Origin of the sequence: Sphingobium phenoxybenzoativorans (genome assembly GCF_018286635.1) — a bacterium.
Lineage (GTDB): Bacteria > Pseudomonadota > Alphaproteobacteria > Sphingomonadales > Sphingomonadaceae > Sphingobium > Sphingobium phenoxybenzoativorans.
This window is the reverse complement of sequence record NZ_CP073910.1, coordinates 4,077,864-4,103,803: the sequence shown is the minus strand read 5'-3', so window position 1 is coordinate 4,103,803 and position 25,940 is coordinate 4,077,864. Positions and strand designations below refer to the sequence as shown.

Below are 25,940 nucleotides of genomic sequence, written 5' to 3'. Positions count from 1 at the left end.
GAAAGCCTATCAGATCGCTAGGGGCAGATCCGGGTTCGCGCGCAGCTTGCTCATGTCGCGTATCGGCGGTGCACCGAATGTGCGGCTATATTCCCGGCTGAACTGGGAAGGGCTGTCATAGCCCACCCGGAATCCGGCGTCCGCTGCGTCGATATGACCAGATAGCATCAGTCGGCGGGCCTCCTGCAGCCGGAGCTGCTTCTGATATTGCAACGGGCTCATTGCAGTCATCGCCTTGAAATGCTGGTGAAAGCTGCTCAAGCTCATTCCGGCCTGTCCTGCGAGGTGATTGGCGCTGAACGGCTCATTGAAATGCTGTTTCAGCCAGCCGATGACCCGTCCGATCTGTCCGATCCGGCTGTCGGGGGACGCGATCGCGTGCATCTGCTGTCCCTGTGATCCGATGAGAAGCCGATACAGCAGTTCTCTTTCCACCAGCGGCGCCAATACTGCTGCGTCCTGCTCCTGTCCCAGCAGCATGACCAGCCGCGTAGCGCAGTCCGCCATTTCCGGCGCGATGGCGTGCAGAGACAGCGCCGGGCCGTCTTCCGCCGCATCGTTTCGTGAGGGAAGAGTGAGAAGAATGTCCGACAGAAGCGCCGGATCGAGATAGAGGCAGAAGCACAGATAGGGTTCCGCCTCATCGGCTTGCGTAACCATGCCCGTGATCGGCACATCAAGCGCCGCGACCAGATAGGCGTCAGGTCCATAGGTCAGCAGCGCGTCGCCAGAGATCACCTGTTTACGGCCTTGGGCTATGATGCAGACGGCGGGCCGCTGAAGCATGTGGATCGGCTCCCCGGTGCGTGACCAGCGGATCAACGTCAGGCGCGGGATAGCGGTGTCGTGGATGCCATCCATCCTGGCAAATTGTGTAATCGCTTCTGCAAGCTGAATGTGGGTCATTGATCGATCGTTCCTGAAATCCTTGCTCAAGCCTATGCCATTTTAACTTCCTTGTCAGCTTTGCGCGTCTTGATCTGGAGGATTGTGCAATCATTTCGTACGACCTTTCTACCGCTCATTCCCCTTACCGCCACATTGAACAGACATTGGGCCGATCGGCGGTCCGGCTTTATGAACGGGAGAATTCCGATGCAGGATATTCGGGGAAAGGTGATCGCCATCAGCGGTGCGAGCAGCGGGATCGGCGAAGGTGCGGCGCGACTGCTGGCAGTGCAGGGCGCGAAGCTGATGTTGGGCGCCCGCCGTACGGATCGGTTGGAAAAGCTGGTGGCGGAGATTGAGGCGGCAGGTGGTACTGCCCGCTTTCAGGCGCTCGATGTCACCGACCGGATCGATTTTGAACGCTTTGTCGCCGCCGCCGTAGAGGCGTTTGGCAGGATCGATGTGCTGGTCAACAATGCGGGTGTCATGCCGCTCTCCCCTTACATCGCGCTGAAGGTTGAGGAATGGGACCGGATGATTGACGTCAATATCAAGGGCGTCCTTTACGGCATTGCCGCCGCCCTGCCGCGCATGAAGGCGCAAGGGGCTGGTCAATTCGTGAACCTGTCGTCCATCGGCGGTCATCGCGTCTGGCAGAATTGTGGCGTCTATTCGGCCACCAAGTTTGCGGTTCGCGCTTTGTCGGAGGGGTTGCGACTGGAACATGACGACATTCGCGTGACGATCATCTCGCCTGGCGTCGTGGAATCGGAGTTGGCGGATACGATTACCGATGGCGGCGCAGCGGCCGCGATGGTTGATTATCGCGCTATCGCCATCAAACCGGACGCTATTGCCCGCTCTATCGCCTTTGCCATTGGCCAGCCGGCCGATGTTGATGTGAACGAGCTGATCGTTCGGCCTACCCGCACCGTTGATTGATATCGCATCTGGCAACAGGGCAGGGTGACCGACGCTCCTTGCCCTGTTGCAATGCTGCGGCGCAATCCTACGTTTGCGTCTTAGCGACAGGGGGTACGCCGCGTGGCATCCATCATAACAGTATCAGGTCTTACAAAAAGCTACGCATCGGGGCACGTCGCCCTTAAGCATGTCGATCTGGAGATAGAGGAGGGGGAGATATTCGCCCTGCTTGGCCCCAATGGCGCGGGCAAGACGACGATGATCTCCATCATTTGCGGCAATGTAAATCCCAGCGGCGGCATGGTGACGGTTGCAGGCCATGATATCGTACAGGACTATCGGGGATCGCGCTCCGCAATTGGCCTGGTGCCGCAGGAATTGTTCACAGACGCATTCGAGCGGGTGATCGATACCGTCACTTTCAGCCGTGGCCTGTTCGGCAAGCCCCGCAACGATGCCTTCATCGAGAAGGTGCTGCGTGACCTGTCTCTTTGGGACAAGCGGCATTCGAAGATATTGGAGCTTTCCGGCGGTATGAAACGCCGGGTAATGATCGCCAAGGCCCTATCCCACGAGCCGCGCGTCCTCTTCCTCGACGAGCCGACTGCTGGCGTCGATGTCGAACTGCGGCGGGACATGTGGCAACTGGTCCGCGAACTGCGGGAGACAGGTGTCACCATCATCCTCACCACTCACTATATCGAGGAGGCGGAGGAGATGGCCGATCGCGTCGGCGTTATCAACAAAGGGGAATTGATACTGGTCGAGGAAAAAACGGCTCTAATGAAGAAACTGGGTAAAAAGACCCTGACCATCGTTCTTGCCGACCCACTCGATACGGTTCCCGTTGAGCTGGCCGGATGGGACGTCACGCTGAAAGCGGACGGGCAGGAGATTGAATATATTTTCGACACGCAGGCGGAAAGAACCGGCGTCTCCTCCCTGCTGCGCACGCTCGGAGACCTGGGCATTGCCTACAAGGATCTCAACACGCAGCAGAGCAGCTTGGAGGACATCTTCGTAAGCCTCGTGCATCAGGAGAAAGCGGCATGAGCGGCCTTAACCTCCACGCGATCAAATCGATCTACCTCTTTGAACTCAATCGCTTTCGCCGGACCTTACTGACTGGCCTGATGGTGCCTGTCATCACCACTTCACTCTATTTCGTGGTGTTCGGCGGCGCGATTGGATCGCGCATGACGCAGATCGACGGCATCCCTTATGCCGCCTTCATCGTGCCTGGTATGATCATGTTGGCCATGTTCACGGAAAGCATCTTTAACGCCAGTTTCGGCATCTACATGCCCAAATTCACCGGTACGATATACGAACTGCTTTCCGCTCCCGTCTCGGCCGTGGAAACGGTTATCGCCTATGTCGGCGCGGCGGCGACCAAGTCTCTGATCGTCGGGTTCATTATCTTCGCGACAGCGCATCTGTTTGTGGATGTCCAGGTGGCCCACCCGCTGGCGATGGTCGCCTTCATGATGCTGATCGCGATCAGCTTCTGCCTTTTCGGTTTCATCCTCGGCGTCTGGGCGCAGAGCTTCGAACAGCTTCAGGTCATCCCCCTGCTTGTTATTATGCCAATGACTTTTCTGGGTGGAGCCTTCTATTCCATCCACATGCTGGCCGAGCCTTGGCGGACGATCACATTATTCAACCCGATCGTCTATTTGATTAGCGGGTTCCGATGGACTTTCTTCGGCAGAGGCGATGTCGGGATCGAATTCAGCTTACTGTTCATTGCTGGCATGCTGACGATCTGCCTGGGAATAATTGGCTGGATGTTCCGTACGGGATACCGGCTGAAAAAATAGGGATCGCTTTCCCTTCTATTTCTCCTGCGTAATTATTCGTTGCGACATTGATTCAGATTATGAATCAATGGGACATTTCAGTGTTTTCTGCCTTCGCGGTCGCGAAAAACATTGATTGCCGCCGGGAACTGATTTCTTTCTCGCGCATCCTGTCTGCAGGTGGCGCGCAGTTGCGCTCTCTTGCCTGACATCTGGTGTGAGGGGACCGTTCAACAGTGCCGGATCGAAAACCATCGGGGGGCCGTGCCCCTGACCATAATCCGCGCTGGACCGATGAAGCTATGCTGCGGGACAGGCTGGCCGAGCTTTCTTCACCGCCTTCTTGCGCCATTCTGGATTTTGATGAGACCCTTTGGTTACGCAATTCGACCGAGGAATTTCTCCACGCGGTCCGGCCCAACATTATCGCAGCTATCGTGCTGCAGATATTGGGACAGTTGAAGCCATGGCGTCTGATCTCCCGCCAGCACCCGGAATATTATCGTGACTGGATACGGATAGCTGCCGTTCTGGTCCTGGCGCCATGGAGCTACTTCACTTGGCGGCGGGTGGCGGCTCGGATGGGGCCACAATATGTAAACACGGTCCTCTTGAAGGCGATACGCGATGCCCGACCCGGCAAGATATTCGTCGCCAGCTATGGCTTCGGCTTCATCATCCGTCCGCTGCTCAAGGCCATAGACCGGGACATGGAATTGGTCGCATCCGCTTCGCTACGCCGGGGTGCGGCTCTGCGGCGTATCGGCAAGGGCAGGGCGCTGACCAGCCTGCTCGGTGCAGACATGGTGAAGAACAGCATCGTTGTGACCGACAATTTCGTCGATCGCGACCTTTGTATGCTCAGTGACCATGGGATCTACATACAATGGCGCGATGCCGTATACAGGCAGGCGGGCCTCTCGCCCATGCTTCCGCTCAGCTACACGGCGCGCATAAAACGTCCCACGGAGCGCTACGTGCTGCATGGTATATTGGGATATGATTATGCGGTGTTGTGGCTGGCCTATGCGCTGCTTAGTCCCTCCATGATCGCGACCTCCATCGCCATCGGCTTTTATCTGCTCGCCTTCTTCGCGGTGTATGAGATCGGCTATTATGAAAATGACCGCGTTGGCCTAGCGCGAGAAAAAAAGCCCGTTGTCAGCGCGGAGTTTGCTGAGCTTGGCCACAATTTCAAACCGGCATGGGCATGGATTTTCGGCATCGTTCTGGCCGCTATCGGTGCTGCCGTGCAGACATTCGGCCAGCCTGCAGTCACAACCCGCATAGGCGATCTCAGTGGGGTCAACCTGTTCGCCTGGTATTGGTGCATGGCGATGACGTTGCTTATCGCGACCCGGCTGACTTTTATGTGGTTCAATTCTCTGACGCCGCGCCTGCGGATCGTCCCAATGCTGATTCTTCAGGTGGAGCGGACGCTCGGCTATGCGTTGATGCTGGCCATCGACGTGGCTGGAGCAGTGTTGTGCGTCAGTCACGCGATAGGCCGCTGGGTTCCCTATGTGATTTATCGTTTCGGGGGCGACCGCCGGGATTTTCCGGCGCATATCGCCACCCTTGTCGTGTTCATGGTCTGCCTGCCGATGGTTGCGATCATCGACCGGTTGCCCATCACCAGTAATTTCACGATCGAATTTTTCGTGATCACGACCTATCTGGTCGCACGCGCGGCCAAGGATCTACAGAAATACCGGCGAACCATGAAAGCAGCGGCCCAATAGGGCCTTACTTCGCGCGCATTGCATGGATATTGGGGGCTGTCAGCGATTGACCGCCGATAGCCTGCTGGCCCCGCTCGACATAATATCTTGGACCTCTGTTTTCGACTGTCCCTTCTTCTCCGCTTTGACGACATAGCGTGGATAGACACTTGCAATGCCGACCGAATAAATGCGGCGCTTTGTCGCGCATCCTCCTTAGAGGGTCTAGGAAAGGTCTGGCTCCTGGCTATCTATGCCGACCTAGGAGCCGATGCACATCGCGTGGTGGGTATCGATCAGGCCGCTGCCGTGACTGGATGGAGGAAGGCTGCGTACCTCCCTCCACCCGTCCCCCCATTAGGCCGTATGGTAGTAGTTCGAATATTTCTTTGAATGATGGTAGGCGCCGATCGCCTTCGCCTTTGGATCGACCCGCGTGTAGACGACGCCAATCAGATTTGCTCCGTCCGCCCGCAACCATGTCAGCGCTTCGCTGACCGCGGGCGCGAGCGTAGATGCCCAACGCACAACAAGGACCGTCGCGTCGGCCTGTTGGCTCAGAAAGCGCGCGTCAGCGACGCCCAGCATCGGCGGCAGATCCAGCACGATGAACTGATAGGTCTTACGGAATTGCTCGACCAGCGCTTCCATCTTGCCATTGCCGAAATAATTGGTCCCGCTGAAATCCGGAGCGCGCATCAGGATCATGTCCAGACCCTCGATGTCATCGGTCGTGATGGCGTGAACAGGGTTTGCCTTTCCGGTGAGCACGTCGGTCAGGCCAGGCTTGCGATCAGCCGAAACCAGATAGCGGAGCGAGGCGCGGCGCACGTCGCAGTCAATCAGCAGCGTCTTGGCTCCGCCGATCGCCAGGACGCGGGCGAAGGACAGGGCGGTCGTCGTCTTGCCTTCTTCCGGCACGGCTGAGGTCAGGGCGACGACGCGGCATGGCTCGGCCGGACAAGCGGCCTCTACTGACACCTGCAGATTGCGGAGCGACTCCGCGAACATGGATGCCGGATAACGGATCAGGCTGTCGGCGGGCGACCGGTCGCTGCCATATTCGCTTTCCTCCAGATTGGGGACAGAGGTCAGCAGCGCTACGCCAGACATTCCTTCTATGTCGCCCACACTTCGGAAATTTGGCTTTATCGATCGCAACATCTCCGTACTCAGAAAACCAGCGCCGGCCCCTGCCATGCCCGCGAGCAGCAGGAGCAAGCCCTTCTGCGGCCACGCGGCCTCCGCCGGTGGCTCGGCGATATCCACGACTTCGGCATGAGCGATGGAGTCCCGCGCAAGTTGCGTGCTCTCCAGCGAAAGCTGCGCCAGCCGGTCATAAGCCGCCCGCTTGCTCTCCGCTTCCCGTAACAGGCTCTCTGCCACAGGAGAGTTGCGGGTATAGTTGGCTTGCCTGCCTTCCAGATTGCGCATGGCGGAGCGAAGGCTGGATGCCTGCGCATCGGCGGAACTTGCCTGCGCCGTCAATGTGCTGAGCGCTCGTTGCGCCTCGTCCCTGATTTGCGCGTCGATAGCCGCCAATTGTTTGCGCACCATTACCGTTTCGGGGTGATTTTCGCCGCTGCGGCCGACAATTTCGTTCATCCGCTCGACGATTTCGGCGCGCTGGCGACGGAGGTCTGCCGTAACCTGAGATGCGCCGGCAGCCGACACAGCGTCCAGTCCGCCGCTCATCGCTTCATTGCGGGCCGCCGTCAGGTTAGAGCGCGCCGCCGCTGCCGCTGCTTCCGCTGTCGCCAACTCGGTTGACAGCGGAGCAAGCTGCTCGTTGCTCACCGATCCGTCGGCGCCCATGCCGAGACCTGACCGGGAGCGATAGGAGGAAAGGCGCGCATCGGCTGCCCGAACCTCTGCTTCAAGTTCAACGAGGCGTTGTTTGAACCATGCGGACTGACGTCCCGATGTCCGCATCAACGATCCGACGCGGGCATCAAGATAAACCTGCGCAATCATGTTCACGATCTTTGCGGACTTTACCGGATCGCGGGAGCGGAACGTGGCCTCCAGAATATAGCTGGTGCTTTCACGCTGCACCGTCAGGCGGTGGACGATGCGCTCCGCAACCGCGTTGATCAGGGCCGGGTCCGATGTCTGCCGCAACTGGTCGCGGCTCGAAACCAGCTCCAGAAATTCCGGATCTGCCTGAAGGCGCAACCGCCTGACCGTTTCCCTGGCGACGTCCTGAGACCGTAATATGCTGATTTCCGTATCCATTGCCGGATCGCCAAGTTCGGGACCGCGGCCATTCTGCTCAACGGCAAGAGGGTTACGGCTTGGATCGATCTGTATCCGTGTGGTGGCGTCATATTTCGGCGTAATTACGAAGAAGATGAGGGCGGCAAGGATCGCGAATACGCCAAGCGCCACAGAAATCATTAGGGGAAAATTTCTTCCTGACCGAAAGAAGGACGTAGGTTGGTTTGCGGGGCCGGAACTTGCTGTTGAACTCGGATACAGCATACCTTCCCTTTCTTGATGAAGGGGTGCAGCTTGCCTACCCCCATTTTCACTCGCGGAAACTTTCCAGCAAAGAGAACATCAAATATCGATCATGTCTATTTCGGGAATCGCAGACGGAATGACTGTATCAAAATGGTGCACAGGGCGCAGTTCATCGCAAAATTGCTTGGAAATGCCAGGGCCTGGAGCGCCACATGATTGCAGTGCGGCAATTTTTGCCATCACGCGGCGGAAATCCGACAACGCCGCCCGACATTGATATGAAGATGGAGGCCCGAGCCGGAATCGAACCGGCGTGCAAGGATTTGCAGTCCTCTGCGTAACCACTCCGCCATCGGGCCATCCGTGGTCGGGGTGTGGCCAATGTGCGGCTTTGGCTCCAAAGTCAAGCGGCGGCCGGGGCACAGCCTGCAAGTTTATCGCATCCGCAGCGCAATCCCGCTTGGCGCGCGCGCGCATGTGATTTAGACGACCAGAAGATGATTTACTGTATTGTATTGGCAATACAGTTGTGCCAAGCGGGAACATGATGGCTACGGAACAGACATATTCGTCCATGCGCAGCGCGATGGTGGACAGCCAACTTCGCACCAGCGACGTCAATGATGCGGGTGTTATCGCGGCAATGGCCGCTGTGCCGCGGGAAGCCTTCCTGCCGGAGGAACGCCAATCCATGGCCTATATTGACCGGCCGGTCCGGCTTGGCGGAGGCAGGGCGCTGAATCCGCCACTTGCAACGGGCAGGTTGTTGACCGAGGCTGGCGTGAAGGCGGGCGACAAAGTGCTGTTGATCGGCGCGGCGACGGGATATGCGGCGGCCCTTCTTCAGAAGATCGGTGCCGTGGTGACGGCGGTTGAGGAAGACGCAGCGCTCGCCGCAAAGGCGACATCGGCCGGTATCGCAATTACTATCACGCCGCTTTCGGCCGGTTCGCCGGATGGCGCTCCCTATGACATCATTGTTGTGGATGGTGCGGTGGAGGAGTTACCCGCGGCGCTCGTTGGACAGCTTGCGGAAGGGGGACGGCTGGTTACCGGTCTGGTCGAACGTGGCGTCACCCGGCTGTGCGCGGGGCGCAAGAGCGGGTCAGCATTCGGGCTAGCGAGTCTGGTCGACATGGAGATGGTGGTCCTGCCCGGTTTCGCAAAGCCGGAAGGATTCGTGTTCTAAAGGTAAATGGAATGACCGTGCGACGCCTTCTTTCCGCTTCGGTGGCTCTATTCGCGTTGGCGGCCCCCGTTTCTGCTTATGCGGGCACTTTGAGGGAAGCCCTGCTCAAAGCCTATCAGACTAACCCGACATTGACGGGCGCGCGTGCGGGGCAGCGGGCGACTGACGAGAATGTTCCCATTCAGAAGTCTGCGGGTCGGCCCAATATCGTGATCGGCGGCGATTATAACGAAGCGATTCTGCGTTCCAACAGCTTCCAGGCCAGACGGAGCGTCTCTGCAGATGGCACGGTGAGTGTCCCCGTCTATTCTGGCGGTGCAGTAAGAAACGGCGTGAAGGCGGCCAAGCGACGCGTGGAGGCGGGGCAGGCGAACTTGCGCGGCACGGAAGCATCCATGTTCAGCCAGGTCGTCGCTGCTTATATGGATGTCATCCGTGACAGCGCCATCGTGTCCTTGAATAAGTCCAATGTGCGGGCGCTGGACGTCAATCTGCAAGCGACCAATGATCGCTTCGAGGTGGGTGACCTCACCCGCACCGACATCGCTCAGTCCGAGTCGCGACTCGCGCTCGCCCGCAGCGACCTGCAACAGGCCGAGGCGAATCTGATCGCCAGCCGTGAAAATTACATTGCCCTCGTCGGCGAAGCGCCTGTGGATCTGGAGACGCCACCTGCATTGCCGGGACTGCCCGCGTCGCCGGATGCCGCGGTGTCGGTCGCGCTAACCGACAACCCGGATATTCTTGCCGCAAAGAAGGATCGGGAGGCTGCGCTGTACGATGTCCGCGTTTCGCGCGCGAGCCGGCTTCCGACGCTGTCCGCTTTTGCCCAGGGTAGCTATTCCGACAATCTCGGATCGCTTCCGAACACCATTCCGGGGGTGGTGAATCAATCCGTGCATCAGGCGGCCGTTGGCGCAAGCCTTTCGATCCCTCTTTATCAGGGAGGGCGGCCCAGCGCGTTGATCCGGCAAAGCCAAGCTCTTGAATCGCAAGCGATAGAACGAGAAATCGCGGTTGAGCGGGGTGTTATCGCCCAAGCGCGCGCGGCCTATGCGAGCTGGCAGGCTTCCTTGCAGACGATTGAATCGAGCCGGAAAGCGGTGGACGCAACCGCACTCTCGCTGGAGGGCGTGCGCGCAGAGAATACTGTCGGAAGCCGCACCATTCTGGACATTCTTAATGCAGAGCAGGAAGCTCTCATTTCGAAGGTGGAACTGGTCTCGGCGGAGCGTAACGCCTATGTCGCCGGCTTTACCCTATTGGCCGCGATGGGCCATGCGGAAGCCGAGGATTTGGCCCTTGAAGGAGGGGCGCTTTACGACCCGATGGTTAATTATAACCGGGTAAAAAATAAGCTTAGCGATTGGGATGCAGACCCCCGGCCACAGCCGGTATCCACACGAACCGTTGACTCGCCCGCCCAAAATGCCAATGTTGATGCTGCGGGTGCGCAGTAGCGCATAAGGGGACTGGTTAACATTATGGGTGACATGAGCAAGGAACCTTCGATGGAGGAGATCCTGTCCTCCATCAAGCGCATCATCGCGGAGGAGGGCGAGGAGTCCACGCCTCGTGGTCCGCGTCGCGGCCGGCTTGAGGTTGTTCCGACTGAAACTGAGGCCGTGGAGGCGGAAGTTCTGGATGATGACATCCTGGAACTGACACCGCCGGACGAGGTTCACGCGGAAGCGCCCACTGAAATTGAGGCGGAAGCCGAAGCGCCTGTCGAGGAAATTGCTGAACAGGCCGAACCCGAATCAATGGTTGACGCATTCGAGCAAGCTGATGCGGTGATTGAGCTGGAAGCTCCAATAGTTGAAGAGCCGGCGCTCGTTGAGGAGGCTGTCGACCCCGTAGAGGAAATCGCTGCGGCTGATTCGATCGAAGTGCAGCCGGACGATTCTGAACCGGAAGCTTTTGAAATGGCCGATGCTCCAGAGGAGTCGGTCGCCGAAATCGTCGAGCCCGAAGCCGCAGCCCCTGCGGCCGAAGTCCTCGAACTCACCCAAGAGATTAATAGGGAGGAAACTGTGACCTCATCCAATGCCGCCCTGTCGGGTGCAGAATCCATGATATCGGTCGAGAGCGAAGTTGCAGCGCGTCATTCGCTGTCGGCGCTTTCCTCGATGATTGTCGTACCGGAAAGCGGTGAAGGCAATACGCTGGAAGATATGGTCAAGGCCATGCTCAAGCCGATGCTGAAGGAATGGCTGGATGCCAAGCTCCCCGAACTGGTGGAGGGCATGGTAGCCAAGGAAATCAGCCGTATTACCGGCGGCGTTCGTTAAGGAATATTGGGCGGGACGTCAGCCCCGCGCCTCTCCTGCGAAATCCCATGACTATTCGGCCCGCTATGGGCTTTCGGCGCCGCCGCATATATTGCGGGGCGTCGAACTCGTTTCCGGCAATGTCACGCTTTGGCATTCCCGGTTGATCCCGTCTCCGCACCCGTTAAAGCCGCCCTATCATGACAGAATTGCCCAAAACCTTCGACCCTGCAGAGATTGAAAACCGGTGGTACGCCCATTGGGAGCAGAATGGCCTGTTTCGCCCGGAACGGCCGCGCGCGCAGCCTTTCACGATCGTCAATCCTCCCCCCAACGTCACCGGATCGCTGCATATCGGCCATGCGCTCGACAATACGTTGCAGGATATCATCGTCCGTTATGAGCGTCTGCGGGGCAAGGATGCCTTATGGGTGGTCGGCACTGACCATGCCGGCATCGCAACGCAAATGGTGGTCGAGCGGCAGCTTAATGCCCAGCAGCAAAAGCGCACCGATTTCACCCGTGACGAATTCATTGCCAAGGTGTGGGAATGGAAGACCGAAAGCGGCGGCGCCATTACACGCCAGTTGCGGCGGCTGGGCTGTTCGATGGACTGGGCCAACGAACGCTTCACAATGGACGAAGGCTTCTCGAAGGCCGTCATCAAGGTGTTTGTCGAATTACACAGGCGGGGTTTGCTCTATCGCGACAAGCGGTTGGTAAACTGGGATCCGGGCCTGCGCACAGCGATTTCCGATCTTGAAGTGGAAACGCGAGAGATCAACGGCAAATTTTGGCACTTCAGCTATCCGTTGGAGGATGGATCGGGAATGATCTCGGTCGCTACGACGCGGCCGGAGACGATGCTGGCCGATATGGCTGTTGCAGTGAACCCGGAAGATGCGCGTTATACAGCGCTGATCGGAAAGAAGGTGCGTCTGCCGATCACGGGCCGCCTGATCCCGATCGTCGCGGACGAACATGCTGACCCGGAATTGGGTTCTGGTGCGGTCAAGATAACGCCGGGACATGATTTCAACGACTTCGAAGTCGGCAAGCGAGCGGGCTTCAAGGCGGCGGACATGCTCAACATGCTGGATACCGATGCGAAGGTCGTTCAGGTTGCCGATGGCCTTATCCCGGATGCGTATCTCGGCCTTGATCGCTTCGATGCGCGCAAGCAGGTGGTCGCGGCGATCGAAGCCGCAGGCTTGCTTGAGAAAGTCGAAGACCGCGTTATTCAGACGCCTTATGGCGACCGGTCTGGCGTTGTCATCGAACCTTGGCTCACTGACCAATGGTATGTCGATGCCGAGACCCTGGCAAAGCCAGCGATCGAGGCGGTAAAGTCCGGCAAGATCGACGTTGTACCAAAGACTTGGGAAAAGACTTATTTCAACTGGATGGAGAATATCCAGCCCTGGTGCGTGTCCCGTCAGCTTTGGTGGGGCCATCAAATTCCGGCATGGTACGACGAAGACGGCAAAGCCTATGTGGCCGAGGATGAGGCCGGAGCGCAGGCGCTTGCCGGGAATAAGCCGCTGGTGCGCGACAATGATGTGCTCGACACATGGTTTTCTTCTGCGCTCTGGCCGTTCGGAACGCTCGGATGGCCCGATGACAGCCCCATGGTCGCTCGCCACTATCCCAATGACCTGTTGATATCGGGATTTGATATCCTGTTCTTCTGGGATGCGCGCATGGCGATGCAGGGGCTGGAGTTCATGGGTGATGTCCCATGGCGCAAGCTTTACCTGCACGGGCTGGTGCGGGCGGCGGACGGGCAGAAAATGTCTAAGTCGAAGGGCAATGTGGTCGACCCGCTTGGCCTGATCGACCAATATGGCGCAGACGCGCTGCGCTTCTTCATGGCGGCCATGGAAAGCCAGGGCCGCGACGTGAAGATGGATGAGAAACGCGTCGAGGGATATCGCAACTTTGCAACGAAGTTGTGGAATGCCGGACGTTTCCTCCAGTCCAATGGAATTGGCGCTTCCTCCACCTTGGACGCTCCCTCCGCGGAACTGGCGGTGAATCGGTGGATCATAGCGGAGACGGTGGCGACCGCGCAGGCGATTGAACTGGCCTTCGCCGATCTCCGCTTCGACGCGGCCGCGAATGCGATCTATCATTTCGTCTGGGATCAGTTTTGCGATTGGTACCTGGAACTGATCAAGGTGCAGATTGAAGACGAAACCAGGTCGGTCGCGGGCTGGGCTTTCGATCAGATATTGGTGATGCTGCACCCCTTTATGCCGTTTATCACCGAAGAACTCTGGCACGCGATGGGCAATCGGCAGGCTGACCTGATCGTCTCTCACTGGCCGCAGGCCGATGCTGGGTCGCTGGACAAGGCCGCCAGCGAGGAGATTGAATGGCTGATCCGTCTTATATCGGCGATCCGCGCAGCACGGACGGAACTGAACATTCCGCCTGGCGCCAAGATGCGCGCTTTCGTTCGTGACGCGAGCGAGGGCAGCAAGGCGCGTCTTGGTCGGCAGCAGGCAGCGCTTGCCCGGGTTGCCCGCATAGAAAGCCTGTCGTTCGGGCCTGTGTCCGAGGCTGGAGCCGCTCAGATCGTGGCGGAGGAAGCGACCTTCATCCTTCCGCTTGAGGGCGTGATCGATCTGGCGGCGGAGAAGGCGCGACTGACCAAGGCCAAAGAAGCTGCGGAGAAAGAGCGGGACACGCTTGCGGGCCGCCTCGCCAACGCGAGCTTCGTCGAACGCGCCAAGCCGGAGGCGGTCGCAAAGGCGCGTGAGGATCATGCGGAAAAGGCTGCGGAGGTCGAACGGTTGGGGGTTGCGCTGGCGCGGCTGGGCTAAGGGCGCGCTGGACCAGAAAAGAGGGAAGGCAATGAGCGGCATGGGCGGATCATCCAGGCCCGACCTGACCGTGGGGCCGATCGGCAGAACATTGCTGATGTTCACGGTGCCAACCTTGGCATCCAATATCCTGCAATCGCTCAACGGATCGATCAATGCCGTGTGGGTGGGCCGTTTTCTGGGCGAAAATGCGCTGGCGGCTACTGCGAATGCGAACATCATCATGTTCCTGATGTTCTCGATCATTTTCGGTTTCGGCATGGCTGCGACGGTGTTGATCGGTCAGGCCGTAGGAGCGCGCGATATAGATTCCGCTAGGCGCGCATTTGGTTCGGCGGTCGGTTTCTGCTTCTGTCTATCGATGGTCGTGGCGATCGGGGGGTGGATTGGCGCGCCCGCGCTGCTGAAAATCCTCGCGACGCCTGCGCCTGCTTATCCGTTGGCCCTGGATTATATCCGCGTCATCTTCGTTGCCATGCCCGCGACGTTTTTGGGCGTCATGATGATGATGGGTCTGCGGGGTGCTGGCGATGCGGTCACGCCGTTGCGCTTCATGATACTCAGCGTACTGCTTGACGCGGGTCTCAACCCTCTGTTCATTCTCGGTCTCGGCCCCATTCCTGCAATGGGGATCGCGGGCTCCGCCGCGGCGACAGCCTTCGCCGGGTTTGTCAGCTTCATTGCGCTGGTATTCTACATGTATCGCAAGGACCTGCCGCTTCGCCTGCGTGGTCCGGAGCTCGCCTATCTCCGCCCGGAATTGGCGCAGTTGAAGGTGCTTGCGGGTAAGGGGCTACCCATGGGGCTACAGATGATTGTCATGTCGGCATCCGGCCTCGTGATGATCGGCCTGGTCAATCGTGAGGGATTGCTGATCACAGCGGCTTATGGCGCCGCTCAGCAATTATGGACTTATCTGCAGATGCCGGCCATGGCCATCGGTGCGGGCGTGAGCGCCATGGCTGCGCAGAATATCGGTGCAGGGCGATGGGATCGCGTAAGCCGCATTACCGGAAGCGGGCTGCTGTTCAATCTCGTGATCACAGGCGGCATGATCATCATTCTGTTGCTTTTTGACCGCCCGGCGCTTGCGCTGTTCCTGGGAGGGCACAGCCCGGCGATCGACGCAGCGCGCCATATGCAATATCTAGCAAGCTGGAGTTTCCTGCTGTTCGGCATGACGATGGCTTTGTTTGGTACGATGCGGGCCAATGGCGTGGTCGTCGGCCCGCTGATCATCCTGCTGATCGCGCTATATCCGGTCCGTCTCGGCTTCTATCACTGGATGTACCCAATGATTGGCGCGGACGCATTGTGGATCAGTTTCCCGGTCGGGTCATTGACCTCATTCGCTCTGGCGGGCGCACTCTATATGCATGGCGGGTGGAGGAAAGTCAGGCTGGTTACACCCCCGCACGAGGAGGAATGCCGGGAAACCCTGAACGCGGATGCAGAACCGGCGGGCCGCATGAGCCCGACCGGCTAAAGCCTTTACCGTCCCTGGTTACGCCACCGCGTGATTGTGCGTTCCAGAATATCCGGCTCGTTGCCTATCTGCTGCCACAGGTCGCCGAAGCTCAGATCGTTCGATGCCGGACGCCTATGTTCTTCCAGATTGTCCAGAGCGACGCGGATCGGGATCGACACGCCTTCGCCGCAGATGATGCATTCGCGGTTTCGAAGCGCGGGAATGGATTCCACGAAGCCTCTCGAACCTTCCGGCATCGCGGCGCTGACGAATGCGCGGTCGCGATCGTTATTCAAACGCATGGAGATGATTGTGCCGCATTGCGACAGCACACCCTCGGCCAAATCCGACGGTCGTTGCGTAATCAGGCCCAAAGAAACGCCATATTTACGGCCTTCCTTCGCGATGCGCTCCAGTATTTTGCGCACGGCCTGACCGCTGCCCGTGGTAGTCGCGGGGATATAACGATGCGCTTCCTCGCATACCAGCAGGATCGGCCGTTGCGGTTCATCCCGCGCCCAGATGGCATAGTCAAATACAAGCCGTGCAAGCACCGACACCACAACCGACGTAATGTCGGAGGGCATGGCGGACACGTCGATGATGGAGATCGGCTTGCCTTCTGCGGGCAGACGGAAAATCTTGGTCAGGAACGCCTGCATGCTGTCCGCTACCAACATGCCGGAGAACATGAAGGAATAACGCGGGTCGGCCTTGATCTCGTCGATCTTCGACTTTAGGCGCATATAGGGAAGTGTTCCGGTTCCCTTGTCCAGTTTCCCCATTTCATTGCTGAGGATCGTGGTCAGGTCGGAAAGCAGATAGGGGATCGGCGAATCGACGGTGAGCCGGGCCATGCCCTCAGCCAGGCGATTGCGTGCGCGGGCGGCCAGCAGGCATTTGGCGAGAATGTCGCGATCCTGCGTCTTTTCCGCTCCTTCGGATGTGACGAAAACCTCGCAATGTTCCTCAAAATTCATCAGCCAATAAGGCAGGGCGAGATTGGTGGCGTCGTGGATGGCGCCATTATTCCGAAAGGACGCAGCATATTCGCCGTGCGGATCGACCATAACGATATGGCCCTGCGGCGATTGGTCGCAGATGCGGTGCAGGATCAACGCCGCCGATGTGGATTTACCGGTGCCGGTTGAACCCAGAAGCGCGAAGTGCTTGCCCAGCAGGGCATCCACATACAATGCGGCGCGGGTATCTTTGGTGGGATATACGGTGCCAATCTGGACGTGCGCCCGGTCGTCGGCCGCATAGATCTGCCGCATGTCGGCGCTCGACACAGGAAAGATTTCCGTGTTCGGCGTGGGATAGCGGGTTACGCCACGACGGAAGCGGTAGATTTTACCGGTCAAGCGCTCCTCATCCCCTTCGCCCAGAAAGTCGATATCGGCAATGATCGTGCCGGGGTCCCTGCGGTCGAGCGTCATGGAGCGGATGTTTGCGACAAGCCAAACCGCGCCGACCCGCATTTTCACTTGGCTGCCGACCTGACCCGCCATTGCGATGCAGGGATCGGGATCATGGGCGAAATTTGCCAGCCTGCCCGCATCAATCAGGATCTGTGAACTTGACCCGGCGATCTGGAAGACCCAGCCCATCGCCTCTCCCAGTACGGGATGTGTCTGCATGTTATGCGCCTGAGCGAACTGGGTCGCGGCTGGGATGTCGTTCATACGGCACTCGATCAAGTCGAAGCCGGCAAAGCCGCCGACGGACCAGCCCGGATTAAAGGCGACTGGTTAACATTGAATTGATCGCCTTCTATCGAACGCCGGGTCTTAAATCCTGCGCGCAACCGCTCCTGCCGCCCACCCAAGACCCACAGCAAGGGCCACTGCGGTAAGGCCATAAAGGAATGACCAGTTCTGTGCGGCAAGGGCGATGAATCTTTCAAAGCCGGACTTTCGGATTGTTACGTCACGTACCGCTGCGGCTACCACGCGCCCATCCTGTACCAGAAAGGTCTCGGCGGTATAGTCGCCTACGATGACGCGCGCAGACAGAGGCAGGCGGGCGCGATACAGGACGCCGTCAGTGATCTCCACGGTTCCCGGCCGCTCGACGAACAAGCCGGTCTTTCGCCGCAGATCGACAAGGCCGGTCTGAAACCGCTGGATCTCGTCGCTGTCATTCAAGGAAGCGGGAGAAAGCTGAAGCTTGTCGACGCCAAGTTCGTAAATGGCGGCGGTGCGTTCATCGACGATCCGGTCTATCGGCCGGGACGACGCCATTGCGTAGAAGCTGGGTGCGGAGCGGAATTGAGCGCTGTCCGCATTGACCCATATGCCGGCAACCTTCTGCTTTTCGCGCATCGTGATCGATTGATCCGGCCCTTTCAGAACAACAACGATATCGGCTGGCTTTTGCGGCGCCTTGCCATCGGGATAGACGATCGCGCCGAACAGCAGCAATTCCGCGCCGGTGAAGCTGTATTGGATTTCCACTTCACGCTGGGAAACGTCCGGAACCAGCATCGGTGCACGAGCGGCCAGCATGAGAGGCGCAAACGCGACCAGCAGGAGGCGCGCCATCCTCACTGAATCTGCACCGTATATATCTCGTCCGGCCGATAGCCGAGGCCGAGCGCCATGCGAATGGCGACGACCAGCACGATGAAGGCCAGTATCATGCGCAGATATTCAGGCCGGACGGTCATGGAGATGCGCGCACCGACCTGTGCGCCGACCACGCTGCCGATAAGGAGGAGCAGGGCGAGGACAAGGTCCACAGCCTTTGTCGTCATGCTGTGCATCATGGTCGTGGCGATCGTCACGAACAGGATCTGAAACAGGGAGGTTCCGACGACAACCTGCGTGGTCATGCCCAGAAGGTAGAGCATGGCTGGAACCATGATAAATCCACCGCCGACGCCCAGCAGCATCGTCAGTATGCCGGTCGTCACGCCTAGCAGAAACGGCGCTAGCGGCGAAATATAAAGGCCCGAACGATAGAAACGCCAGCGCATGGGAAGGGCGGCGATCAACGGATGATGACGGCGCTTTTTCGCCGTCGGCCGGACACCACTGCGCAGAGCGACGATGGATTGTATGGATTCTTTGGCCATCAGCATGCCGATAGAACCCAGCATCAGGACGTACAGGATCGCAATGGCGGTATCGATTTGTCCGAGCGTTTGGAGAAGCCGGAAAAGGACGGTGCCAATCAGCGCGCCGACGATGCCGCCCACCACCATGACTATGCCCATGTCGATATCGACGGTTTTGCGGGACAGATGGGTGAAGACGCCAGAGACGCTGGCTCCTGTGACCTGTGACGCAGCAGATGCCGCTGCGACGGTCGGGGGAATGCCGTAGAAGATCAGCAATGGCGTTGTGAGGAACCCTCCGCCCACACCGAACATGCCCGACAGCAAACCGACCACGCCGCCCAGCCCGATAATGACGAAGGCGTTCACCGACAGATTCGCAATGGGCAGGTAGAGATCCATGCCAAACGGGCCTAGTCCCAAAGCGCGGCGATATAAAGGCATCTGTCGCGCTAATATGGGAGCCTTGGCGCTCCCGTATGATTTAGAAGCCGGCGACCAGCGTTACCGCGGGGCCGGACCCAGGTTGCGCCCGCCCCGTTATCCGCTGGCGCCATTCAGCAGCCATGCGCGATTGAATCCTGCCGTTGGAAAAGCGCATCTGGACCTGTGGTCCGATGTCGAAGCGCGTCAGATTAGGCTGTGCGCCGCCAGAAGTGCTCATTCCCAGCGCAATTCTGTCGTCAATGATATATGTGCGGAGCGAGAATTTACCGTCGGCGAAGGCATCCCGATTGCGGAAACCGACAATGCCACCCTGTGCATAGCCTTCCGCTTCCAGGCCGAAGGGCATGGTGGCGGGGCCAAATCCGGTCGATGCGACGATGGCGAATGCATCGCGCGCTCCCATACCCAGTGCGACGCGCCGCTCGACACCGATGTCGAAAGGAAATGACCTGACCGGGCGGTAGCCGATGCCGAAGGCTGCTTCTGGCGCCGCGGGATGCGCCAGGGCGCTGGTGATGCGAGCATAGGGCGCCACGCGGCTCCTGCTGCCCGGAGTCAGATCATACTGAACGCGGACTCCTGCCTGGGAGCTGCCCAACTGACCATAGCTGGCCAGATTGAAGTGGGAGCTTCCATTCCGAATGAGCATCCAAGCGTCGAGAGACCAGCGGCTAATCGTATTGGACAGGGTGTTTGCAGGGCGCGTTCCGGACACAGGCTCAGGAAATAATGTAGCTTCCGATGATGACGCTGCATATTGGTGGCCTTCCATCGCTACTGGAGCGCCGGTAGCTGCCGGCGTCTTGGACGTGGTGTCATCCGTATCCAGGATGGGCGTCCGGAGGATTTTACCCGGCGTTGCCGCAAATCGCACGGATTTCAGTTCGACTGCCTGGCGTTGATCTTCGAAGGATGATCCCGCCGGAATGGCGAAGGTGAGCCGGCCATATAAGGGCTGTTCCGCCGCCCATGCCGAGGGTTGGCTGGCCGCCCAGGGGCCGGCTATCGCCATGCGGCAACCCGTCCAGCCAAGCAACAGTAGCGTCAAGGCGCGGAGAGGACGTCCGCCCGTCACCGTCAATAATATCCCAGTCGATCGGCGGGGAAGCGATGCTGCGTCTTGTCCCAGACCAGGGGTTGTCCGCGCAACATGCCGATATAAATCCGCACCGCCCGCGCTGCCGCGAGAATGGCGATAAAATTCGCGAAGATTGTGCGGGGTATCGATCTCAGCCCTTGCTCGACGCCGTAGAAACGGATGACGAACAGGGCGCGCATGGCAACCCGCCACGCCATCAGCACTCCGTTAAACCAAAGCAAATCCACCAACAAAGGCGATACCGGCCTGGCGCTGTAAAGCCCCAACCACCCCGCGGCAGTAAGAAATATCCACAGGATGAATGCCAAATAGGCCGCGAATAATATCAGCGCCGCCAGTGCGGACCGCCGATCACGCAGGCGCATCCAGAGTTCAGCAATGCCGCCCTTCCAGCCCAGCCTGTCCCATCCCGACAGGGAGATGCCGATCATCCATCGCGCCTTCTGATGAATGGCGGCCGACAGCGTTTCCGGGAAATGTTCGCGCGTACAGACTGGTTTCCTGCGGTTGTCGAGCATTCGGACGAAAATGCCGCGCCCGCCATTTTCCGCAATGCGCAGCCCGATCTCATAATCTTCGGTCAGCGAGGCGGGATCGAATGGAAGCCCGTCTTGCGCCTTGGCCAGTTTCGCCAGCGCTTTTCGGGAGAAGGCGCAACCTACGCCGGCGGAGGGCACCGCCGCGCCTATCGCCTCCCGAACCGTCAGATATTTGCCGTGAGATTCAGCAAACTCGTCACAATAATGCCCGGCGATCCATTGGGATTGCTGGCTGACAAGGGGCAGCACGGGCAATTGAACCAGATCGAACCTGTCCGTCAGCCTGTCCAACACGCGCAGGGAGTCATGATGTACGACATCCTCTGCATCATGCAGGACGATCGCCTTGAATTGTTGTCCGCGATGGCTTTCCTGCTCCAGCATCTCGCGCCAGAGGGCGTTGAGGCAATCGGCCTTGGTTGTTGGCCCGTCGGTCCGCGTGACGGCGGTAATTATCCTGGGGTCCTGAGAGGCGTCAGAAACCGCTGCCGATGTGGCGGGGTCGTTGGGATAGACGCCGACGAAAATGCAGTAATCGCCCTTACCCCATCTTCGCAGCGACGTGCGGAGCATGGGGCCGATGACATCGGCTTCCTGCCATGCGGGAATAAAGACAGCGAGACCGCCGGGCACTGCCGGCAGCGGGATGCGCGTGGCGTTCATGGGCCGATGCCGGGTGTAAACAGTTAGACGTCGCCATCCATGGCGCACGAAAAACAGCATATCGACGATCAGGTCGTCAATTCCGCCTAGAGCTACCCCGACCGCAGCGAACAGCATGATTTCATGCTGCGCCGCAGATAGGATTCCCAAAAGGATCGAGTCCCATGCGATCGTTCTGCCCCCACAGAATCGGTTGATCAGGAGTTTCATAAACCCGCCCGGCGCACAAGGTGAACCGCCTGTTATCCCCAATCTGGGCACGTTTCCTTTTGGGACATGCCCCCTTGCGCATGGCCCGGCTATGCGCTCTGAGACTAATTATGAGCAATTCCAAACCCCTCTCCGCTTTACGGTCTTTTCTCGCCAGCGAAGCGGGGGGAGGCGTGATCCTGATCTTTGCCGCGGCGATGGCGCTTGTCGCCGCGAATATCTCCGAAAACAGCGCCCATCTGTATCATGCGTTGATCCATGCCGACGTCGGCCCGGTCCTGACGCGGCAGCTTGGCAGCATGACGGTGCATCTTTGGATCAACGATGGGTTGATGGCGCTGTTCTTCCTGCTCGTTGGGCTGGAGATCAAGAGAGAGATCGTGGATGGCCGCCTCTCCTCATGGGAGCGGCGGTTGCTCCCTGCCGTGGCCGCAGCGAGCGGCATGGCTGTACCCGCGATCATATATTTGTGGATCGCCGGCGGAAATGCCGCCCTTGCAAATGGCTGGGCGATCCCGGCGGCTACGGATATCGCGTTCGCCATTGGTGTGATGGCATTGCTTGGATCACGGGCGCCCATGTCCCTTAAGCTATTCTTGGTCACGGTTGCCATCGTGGATGACATGGGAGCGGTGGTGGTCATCGCCCTTTTCTACACGCAGGGCCTGAGCATCGCCGCAATCGGGGCCGCCCTGCTGATCCTGATTGTCATGTATGGTATGAACAGGATGGGCGTGCGATCGCTGACGCCATATCTGCTGGCCTTTACAGTCCTGTGGTATGCCATCCTGGTGTCGGGCGTGCATGCGACTATCGCCGGGGTTCTTGCCGCATTGACGATACCGATCCGCCGGACTCCGGGAACGCCCGATGCGGAGGACAGTCCCCTTCATCGCCTTGAGCACGCCCTCCATCCATGGAGCGCCTATCTCATCGTGCCGCTTTTCGGCTTTGCCAATGCGGGGCTGAATCTCGGCGATGTGACTGTGGCGGCGTTTCTCGCGCCATTGCCCCTGGGCATTTGCTTGGCGCTGTTCCTTGGCAAGCAGATCGGCATTTTCGGATCGGTATGGACGAGCGTTCGCCTGGGCCTTGCGACAAAGCCGCGCGGCGCCACCTGGGCGCAGATTTATGGGGTCGCCCTGTTGTGTGGGATAGGCTTCACGATGAGTCTGTTCATCGGTGGGCTGGCCTTTCCGGGCGCGCCGGAGATGGTGGAAAAAGCCAAGCTGGGGATACTTGCCGGATCGCTGCTGTCGGCTCTGGCGGGCTTTGCGGTGCTGAGATTTGCTCCGCTACATCCTGATCATGCAGCGATTGAAGCGCAATTGTCCGGCGAGATCGACGGGGATGGCGACATTCGGAGTTGAAAGAAAAAGGCCCCGGCATCGCTGCCGGGGCCTTTGGATCGTCCGAGGTGCTCAGAGCTTCCCGGTCAGTTCCGGGACGACCTTAAAGAGATCGCCGACAAGACCGATGTCCGCGACCTGGAAGATCGGCGCATCCTCATCCTTGTTGATGGCGATGATGGTCTTGCTGTCCTTCATGCCGGCGAGATGCTGGATCGCGCCGGAGATGCCGACGGCGACATAGACTTCCGGGGCAACGATCTTGCCGGTCTGGCCAACCTGATAGTCGTTGGGGACATAGCCCGCATCGACCGCCGCGCGGCTCGCGCCGACAGCCGCGCCGAGCTTGTCGGCGAGCGGCATGATCAGTTCCTCAAAGGTCGGCCCGTCCTTCAGCGCACGGCCGCCCGATACGATGATCTTGGCGGAGGTGAGTTCGGGACGTTCCAGCTTGGCGATCTCTGCGCCGACGAAGGAGGAGAGGCCCTTGTCGCCCGTGGACGAAACAGCCTCGACCGCGCCGGAGCCGCCTTCCTTGGCGGCCTTTTCGAAGGCAGTTCCGCGAACGGTGATGACCTTCCTGGCGTCCTTGGTCTTGACCGTTGCAATCGCGTTGCCCGCATAGGTCGGCCGAGTGAAGGTATCCTCGCTCTCGACCGACAGGATGTCGCTGATCTGCATGACGTCCAGCAGGGCTGCGACGCGCGGAGCGATATTCTTGCCGTTCGAGGTCGCCGGAGCGACGAAAGCGTCATGGCTGCCCATCAGGTCGACGATCAGAGGCGCGACATTTTCGGCCAGTGCATGGTCGAACGCGGTATCGTCGGCGACATGAACCTTGCCAACGCCAGCGATCTTGGCCGCTTCGGCGGCAACGCCGTCGACACCCTTGCCGGCGACGATCAGATGGACTTCCCCCAGCTTCGAGGCTGCGGTGACGGCGGAAAGGGTGGCATCCTTGAGGGCGCCGCCCTCATGCTCGACCCAGACAAGAGCCTTTGTCATGCTGCAACTCCCAGAGCCTTGAGTTTCGCGACCAGTTCATCGACATCGGCGACCTTGACGCCCGCCGACCGCTTGGGCGGTTCGGATACCTTGAGCGTTTCCAGACGCGGGCTGATATCGACGCCATAATCCGCAGGCGTCTTGGTCGCGAGCGGCTTGGACTTCGCCTTCATGATATTGGGCAGCGAAGCATAGCGCGGTTCGTTCAGGCGCAGGTCGGTGGTGATGATTGCCGGTGTCTTGAGGCCGACCGTCTCCAGTCCGCCATCGACTTCACGGGTGACGTTGACCGTATCGCCGGCAACTTCGACCTTGGAAGCGAAGGTGCCCTGGCCCCAGCCCAGTAACGCGGCAAGCATCTGGCCGGTCTGATTGCTGTCGTCGTCAATGGCCTGCTTGCCCAGGATCACCAGACCCGGCTGTTCTTCCTCGACGATCTTGGCCAGCAGCTTGGCGACGCCCAGCGGCTCGACCTCATCATCGGTCTGGACCAGGATCGCCCGGTCCGCGCCCATGGCAAGCGAGGTGCGGAGCGTTTCCTGCGCCTTCGCAACGCCGATGGATACAGCCACGATCTCAGTCGCCACGCCCTTTTCCTTCAGGCGGATGGCTTCCTCGACCGCGATCTCGTCGAACGGGTTCATCGACATCTTTACGTTCGCCAGATCGACGCCCGTGCCGTCCGCTTTCACCCGCGGCTTCACATTATAATCTATCACCCGTTTTACGGGCACGAGGATCTTCATAGTATGACCTCCGGTCTAAACCTCTACCTGGGGATATGTTTTGTTCGGCTTCAGGCCGCCTGTTTGACTTCCGCCACGATCTTGCGTGCAGCATCGCCCAGATCGTCGGCCGGTACGATGGCGAGACCGGAGCCTGCCAATATGTCCTTGCCCTGCTGAACATTCGTGCCTTCGAGACGGACGACCAGCGGCACGGACAGATTCACTTCCTTCGCGGCGGCGACGATGCCCTCGGCAATGATGTCGCACTTCATGATGCCGCCGAAGATGTTGACCAGAATGCCCTTCACATTGGGATCGGCCAGAATGATCTTGAACGCCGCCGTCACCTTCTCCTTGCTCGCGCCGCCGCCGACGTCGAGGAAGTTTGCGGGGAACATGCCGTTGAGCTTGATGATGTCCATCGTCGCCATGGCGAGGCCGGCGCCGTTGACCATGCAGCCGATGTCGCCATCCAGCTTGATATAGGCCAGGTCATATTTGGAAGCTTCCAGCTCGGCCGGATCCTCCTCGGTTTCGTCGCGCAGTTCCATCAAGTCCTTGTGACGGAACAGGGCGTTGCCATCGAAGCCAACCTTGGCGTCAAGCACCAGAAGATTGCCCTGCTCGGTCAGCGCCAGCGGGTTGATCTCAATCTGCGCCGCGTCCGTGCCAAGGAAGGCATTGTAAAGTGATTCCGCAACCTTCGCAGCCTGCTTCGCCTGATCGCCGCTCAGGCCCAGAGCCGCAGCGACAGTGCGGCCATGATGGGGCATGAAGCCGGTCGCGGGGTCGACGGAGAAGGTGTGGATCTTCTCCGGCGTCGAGTGGGCGACCTCCTCAATGTCCATGCCGCCTTCGGTCGATACGACGAAAGCGACTTCGCTGCTGGTGCGATCCACCAGAAGGGCCAGATAAAATTCCTTGGCGATGTCAGCGCCGTCGGTGACATACAGACGGTTGACCTGCTTGCCTGCATCACCCGTCTGGATCGTCACCAGCGTATTGCCGAGCATGTCCGACGCATGAGCCTTCACCTCGTCGAGATTGAAGGCGAGGCGGACGCCGCCCTTGGCTTCGGGGGCGAGTTCCTTGAACTTGCCCTTGCCGCGGCCACCGGCATGGATTTGCGATTTCACGACATATAGCGGCCCAGGAAGCTTCTTTGCGGCGTCCACCGCCTCATCCACGGTGAAAGCGGCGTACCCGGCAGCGATGGGGGCACCATATTTCGCAAGGAGTTCCTTGGCCTGATATTCGTGAATGTTCATGGGTGCAGCCTGCCCTTTTTTCCTGAG

The 25,940-nt window shown here is 59.4% G+C and carries 22 protein-coding genes and 1 tRNA gene; 10 read left to right on the top strand and 13 right to left on the bottom strand.

The window, feature by feature from the left end; translation table 11 throughout:
- Positions 1 to 9: 9 nt before the first annotated feature.
- Positions 10 to 906, bottom strand: a complete 897-nt coding sequence (locus KFK14_RS20390; RefSeq protein WP_212608983.1) for an AraC family transcriptional regulator — start codon at positions 904 to 906, stop codon at positions 10 to 12.
- A 189-nt stretch (positions 907 to 1,095) separates the two neighbouring features.
- Between KFK14_RS20390 and KFK14_RS20385 the strand changes: the two genes are divergently transcribed.
- The 4 genes from KFK14_RS20385 to KFK14_RS20370 all read left to right on the top strand — a co-directional run bounded on the left by KFK14_RS20385 (position 1,096) and on the right by KFK14_RS20370 (position 5,353).
- Positions 1,096 to 1,830, top strand: coding sequence for an SDR family oxidoreductase (locus KFK14_RS20385; RefSeq protein ID WP_212608982.1), 735 nt, complete (start codon positions 1,096 to 1,098; stop codon positions 1,828 to 1,830).
- 102 nt (positions 1,831 to 1,932) lie between these two features.
- A complete protein-coding gene (locus KFK14_RS20380; protein ID WP_212608981.1) occupies positions 1,933 to 2,865 on the top strand; it encodes an ABC transporter ATP-binding protein in 933 nt (310 codons plus the stop codon).
- Positions 2,862 to 3,632 carry an ABC transporter permease gene (locus KFK14_RS20375; protein ID WP_212608980.1) on the top strand — a complete coding sequence of 257 codons (771 nt, stop codon included), beginning with the start codon at positions 2,862 to 2,864 and terminating at the stop codon, positions 3,630 to 3,632. The genes KFK14_RS20380 and KFK14_RS20375 overlap by 4 nt, the downstream gene beginning before the upstream one ends.
- A 281-nt stretch (positions 3,633 to 3,913) precedes the next feature.
- Positions 3,914 to 5,353, top strand: coding sequence for a hypothetical protein (locus KFK14_RS20370; protein ID WP_212608979.1), 1,440 nt, complete (start codon positions 3,914 to 3,916; stop codon positions 5,351 to 5,353).
- 39 nt (positions 5,354 to 5,392) lie between these two features.
- Here KFK14_RS20370 and KFK14_RS24390 read toward each other — a convergent pair whose 3' ends face one another.
- From KFK14_RS24390 to KFK14_RS20350, 4 genes are all read right to left on the bottom strand, one after another.
- Positions 5,393 to 5,524, bottom strand: coding sequence for a DUF2200 family protein (locus KFK14_RS24390; RefSeq protein WP_212611249.1), 132 nt, complete (start codon positions 5,522 to 5,524; stop codon positions 5,393 to 5,395).
- 165 nt (positions 5,525 to 5,689) lie between these two features.
- On the bottom strand, positions 5,690 to 7,729 hold the full coding sequence (locus KFK14_RS20360) for a GumC family protein (RefSeq protein WP_212608978.1): 2,040 nt from the start codon (positions 7,727 to 7,729) through the stop codon (positions 5,690 to 5,692).
- A 162-nt stretch (positions 7,730 to 7,891) separates the two neighbouring features.
- Positions 7,892 to 8,035 carry a hypothetical protein gene (locus KFK14_RS20355; protein WP_212608977.1) on the bottom strand — a complete coding sequence of 48 codons (144 nt, stop codon included), beginning with the start codon at positions 8,033 to 8,035 and terminating at the stop codon, positions 7,892 to 7,894.
- A gap of 45 nt (positions 8,036 to 8,080) precedes the next feature.
- A tRNA-Cys gene (locus KFK14_RS20350) sits at positions 8,081 to 8,154 on the bottom strand.
- A 185-nt stretch (positions 8,155 to 8,339) separates the two neighbouring features.
- On the opposite strand from KFK14_RS20350, the gene KFK14_RS20345 reads away from it, so the two are divergent.
- From KFK14_RS20345 to KFK14_RS20320, 5 genes are all read left to right on the top strand, one after another.
- On the top strand, positions 8,340 to 8,984 hold the full coding sequence (locus tag KFK14_RS20345) for a protein-L-isoaspartate O-methyltransferase family protein (RefSeq protein ID WP_212608976.1): 645 nt from the start codon (positions 8,340 to 8,342) through the stop codon (positions 8,982 to 8,984).
- 11 nt (positions 8,985 to 8,995) lie between these two features.
- Positions 8,996 to 10,444 carry a TolC family outer membrane protein gene (locus tag KFK14_RS20340; protein WP_212611248.1) on the top strand — a complete coding sequence of 483 codons (1,449 nt, stop codon included), beginning with the start codon at positions 8,996 to 8,998 and terminating at the stop codon, positions 10,442 to 10,444.
- A gap of 51 nt (positions 10,445 to 10,495) precedes the next feature.
- Positions 10,496 to 11,275, top strand: coding sequence for a DUF2497 domain-containing protein (locus KFK14_RS24385; RefSeq protein ID WP_425516634.1), 780 nt, complete (start codon positions 10,496 to 10,498; stop codon positions 11,273 to 11,275).
- Positions 11,276 to 11,454: 179 nt separating this feature from the next.
- Positions 11,455 to 14,079 (top strand): valine--tRNA ligase, encoded by a 2,625-nt coding sequence (locus tag KFK14_RS20325; RefSeq protein ID WP_212608975.1) that lies wholly within the window; start codon positions 11,455 to 11,457, stop codon positions 14,077 to 14,079.
- A 31-nt stretch (positions 14,080 to 14,110) separates the two neighbouring features.
- Positions 14,111 to 15,565 (top strand): MATE family efflux transporter, encoded by a 1,455-nt coding sequence (locus KFK14_RS20320; RefSeq protein WP_246524719.1) that lies wholly within the window; start codon positions 14,111 to 14,113, stop codon positions 15,563 to 15,565.
- 5 nt (positions 15,566 to 15,570) lie between these two features.
- On the opposite strand, the gene KFK14_RS20315 is transcribed toward KFK14_RS20320, so the two are convergent.
- The 5 genes from KFK14_RS20315 to KFK14_RS20295 form a co-directional block, all read right to left on the bottom strand.
- The gene (locus KFK14_RS20315; protein ID WP_246524718.1) at positions 15,571 to 17,187 is read right to left on the bottom strand and encodes an ATP-binding protein; all 1,617 of its coding nucleotides are present in this window, start codon (positions 17,185 to 17,187) and stop codon (positions 15,571 to 15,573) included.
- 150 nt (positions 17,188 to 17,337) lie between these two features.
- Entirely contained in the window at positions 17,338 to 18,090 is a 753-nt protein-coding gene (locus tag KFK14_RS20310; RefSeq protein ID WP_212608973.1) for a TIGR02186 family protein, read from the bottom strand.
- A gap of 2 nt (positions 18,091 to 18,092) precedes the next feature.
- Positions 18,093 to 19,007, bottom strand: coding sequence for a sulfite exporter TauE/SafE family protein (locus tag KFK14_RS20305; RefSeq protein ID WP_212608972.1), 915 nt, complete (start codon positions 19,005 to 19,007; stop codon positions 18,093 to 18,095).
- Positions 19,008 to 19,089: 82 nt separating this feature from the next.
- Entirely contained in the window at positions 19,090 to 20,064 is a 975-nt protein-coding gene (locus tag KFK14_RS20300; RefSeq protein WP_212608971.1) for a hypothetical protein, read from the bottom strand.
- A gap of 65 nt (positions 20,065 to 20,129) precedes the next feature.
- A complete protein-coding gene (locus tag KFK14_RS20295; protein ID WP_281417194.1) occupies positions 20,130 to 21,509 on the bottom strand; it encodes a glycosyl transferase family protein in 1,380 nt (459 codons plus the stop codon).
- Between the two features lie 164 nt (positions 21,510 to 21,673).
- On the opposite strand from KFK14_RS20295, the gene nhaA reads away from it, so the two are divergent.
- On the top strand, positions 21,674 to 22,933 hold the full coding sequence (gene nhaA / locus KFK14_RS20290; RefSeq protein WP_212608969.1) for a Na+/H+ antiporter NhaA: 1,260 nt from the start codon (positions 21,674 to 21,676) through the stop codon (positions 22,931 to 22,933).
- Between the two features lie 51 nt (positions 22,934 to 22,984).
- On the opposite strand, the gene KFK14_RS20285 is transcribed toward nhaA, so the two are convergent.
- From KFK14_RS20285 to sucC, 3 genes are read right to left on the bottom strand one after another with little or no spacing between them, the layout of a single operon-like run.
- A complete protein-coding gene (locus tag KFK14_RS20285; protein ID WP_212608968.1) occupies positions 22,985 to 23,917 on the bottom strand; it encodes an electron transfer flavoprotein subunit alpha/FixB family protein in 933 nt (310 codons plus the stop codon).
- On the bottom strand, positions 23,914 to 24,663 hold the full coding sequence (locus tag KFK14_RS20280; protein ID WP_070156985.1) for an electron transfer flavoprotein subunit beta/FixA family protein: 750 nt from the start codon (positions 24,661 to 24,663) through the stop codon (positions 23,914 to 23,916). Before KFK14_RS20280 ends, KFK14_RS20285 begins: the two co-directional genes overlap by 4 nt.
- A 50-nt stretch (positions 24,664 to 24,713) precedes the next feature.
- Positions 24,714 to 25,913 carry an ADP-forming succinate--CoA ligase subunit beta gene (gene sucC, locus KFK14_RS20275; protein WP_070156986.1) on the bottom strand — a complete coding sequence of 400 codons (1,200 nt, stop codon included), beginning with the start codon at positions 25,911 to 25,913 and terminating at the stop codon, positions 24,714 to 24,716.
- Between the last annotated feature and the right edge of the window lie 27 nt (positions 25,914 to 25,940).

Excerpts from the sequence above, each read along its gene's own strand:
- KFK14_RS20390 (WP_212608983.1), bottom strand. The coding sequence starts at position 906 with ATGACCCACATTCAGCTTGCAGAAGCGATTACACAATTTGCCAGGATG.
- KFK14_RS20385 (WP_212608982.1), top strand. The coding sequence starts at position 1,096 with ATGCAGGATATTCGGGGAAAGGTGATCGCCATCAGCGGTGCGAGCAGC.
- KFK14_RS20375 (WP_212608980.1), top strand. The coding sequence starts at position 2,862 with ATGAGCGGCCTTAACCTCCACGCGATCAAATCGATCTACCTCTTTGAA.
- KFK14_RS20370 (WP_212608979.1), top strand. The coding sequence starts at position 3,914 with ATGCTGCGGGACAGGCTGGCCGAGCTTTCTTCACCGCCTTCTTGCGCC.
- KFK14_RS20360 (WP_212608978.1), bottom strand. The coding sequence starts at position 7,729 with ATGATTTCTGTGGCGCTTGGCGTATTCGCGATCCTTGCCGCCCTCATC.
- KFK14_RS20355 (WP_212608977.1), bottom strand. The coding sequence starts at position 8,035 with ATGGCAAAAATTGCCGCACTGCAATCATGTGGCGCTCCAGGCCCTGGC.
- KFK14_RS20345 (WP_212608976.1), top strand. The coding sequence starts at position 8,340 with ATGATGGCTACGGAACAGACATATTCGTCCATGCGCAGCGCGATGGTG.
- KFK14_RS20340 (WP_212611248.1), top strand. The coding sequence starts at position 8,996 with ATGACCGTGCGACGCCTTCTTTCCGCTTCGGTGGCTCTATTCGCGTTG.
- KFK14_RS24385 (WP_425516634.1), top strand. The coding sequence starts at position 10,496 with ATGGAGGAGATCCTGTCCTCCATCAAGCGCATCATCGCGGAGGAGGGC.
- KFK14_RS20325 (WP_212608975.1), top strand. The coding sequence starts at position 11,455 with ATGACAGAATTGCCCAAAACCTTCGACCCTGCAGAGATTGAAAACCGG.
- KFK14_RS20320 (WP_246524719.1), top strand. The coding sequence starts at position 14,111 with ATGAGCGGCATGGGCGGATCATCCAGGCCCGACCTGACCGTGGGGCCG.
- KFK14_RS20315 (WP_246524718.1), bottom strand. The coding sequence starts at position 17,187 with ATGCAGACACATCCCGTACTGGGAGAGGCGATGGGCTGGGTCTTCCAG.
- KFK14_RS20310 (WP_212608973.1), bottom strand. The coding sequence starts at position 18,090 with ATGGCGCGCCTCCTGCTGGTCGCGTTTGCGCCTCTCATGCTGGCCGCT.
- KFK14_RS20305 (WP_212608972.1), bottom strand. The coding sequence starts at position 19,007 with ATGGATCTCTACCTGCCCATTGCGAATCTGTCGGTGAACGCCTTCGTC.
- KFK14_RS20300 (WP_212608971.1), bottom strand. The coding sequence starts at position 20,064 with ATGGCGATAGCCGGCCCCTGGGCGGCCAGCCAACCCTCGGCATGGGCG.
- nhaA (WP_212608969.1), top strand. The coding sequence starts at position 21,674 with ATGAGCAATTCCAAACCCCTCTCCGCTTTACGGTCTTTTCTCGCCAGC.
- KFK14_RS20285 (WP_212608968.1), bottom strand. The coding sequence starts at position 23,917 with ATGACAAAGGCTCTTGTCTGGGTCGAGCATGAGGGCGGCGCCCTCAAG.
- KFK14_RS20280 (WP_070156985.1), bottom strand. The coding sequence starts at position 24,663 with ATGAAGATCCTCGTGCCCGTAAAACGGGTGATAGATTATAATGTGAAG.
- sucC (WP_070156986.1), bottom strand. The coding sequence starts at position 25,913 with ATGAACATTCACGAATATCAGGCCAAGGAACTCCTTGCGAAATATGGT.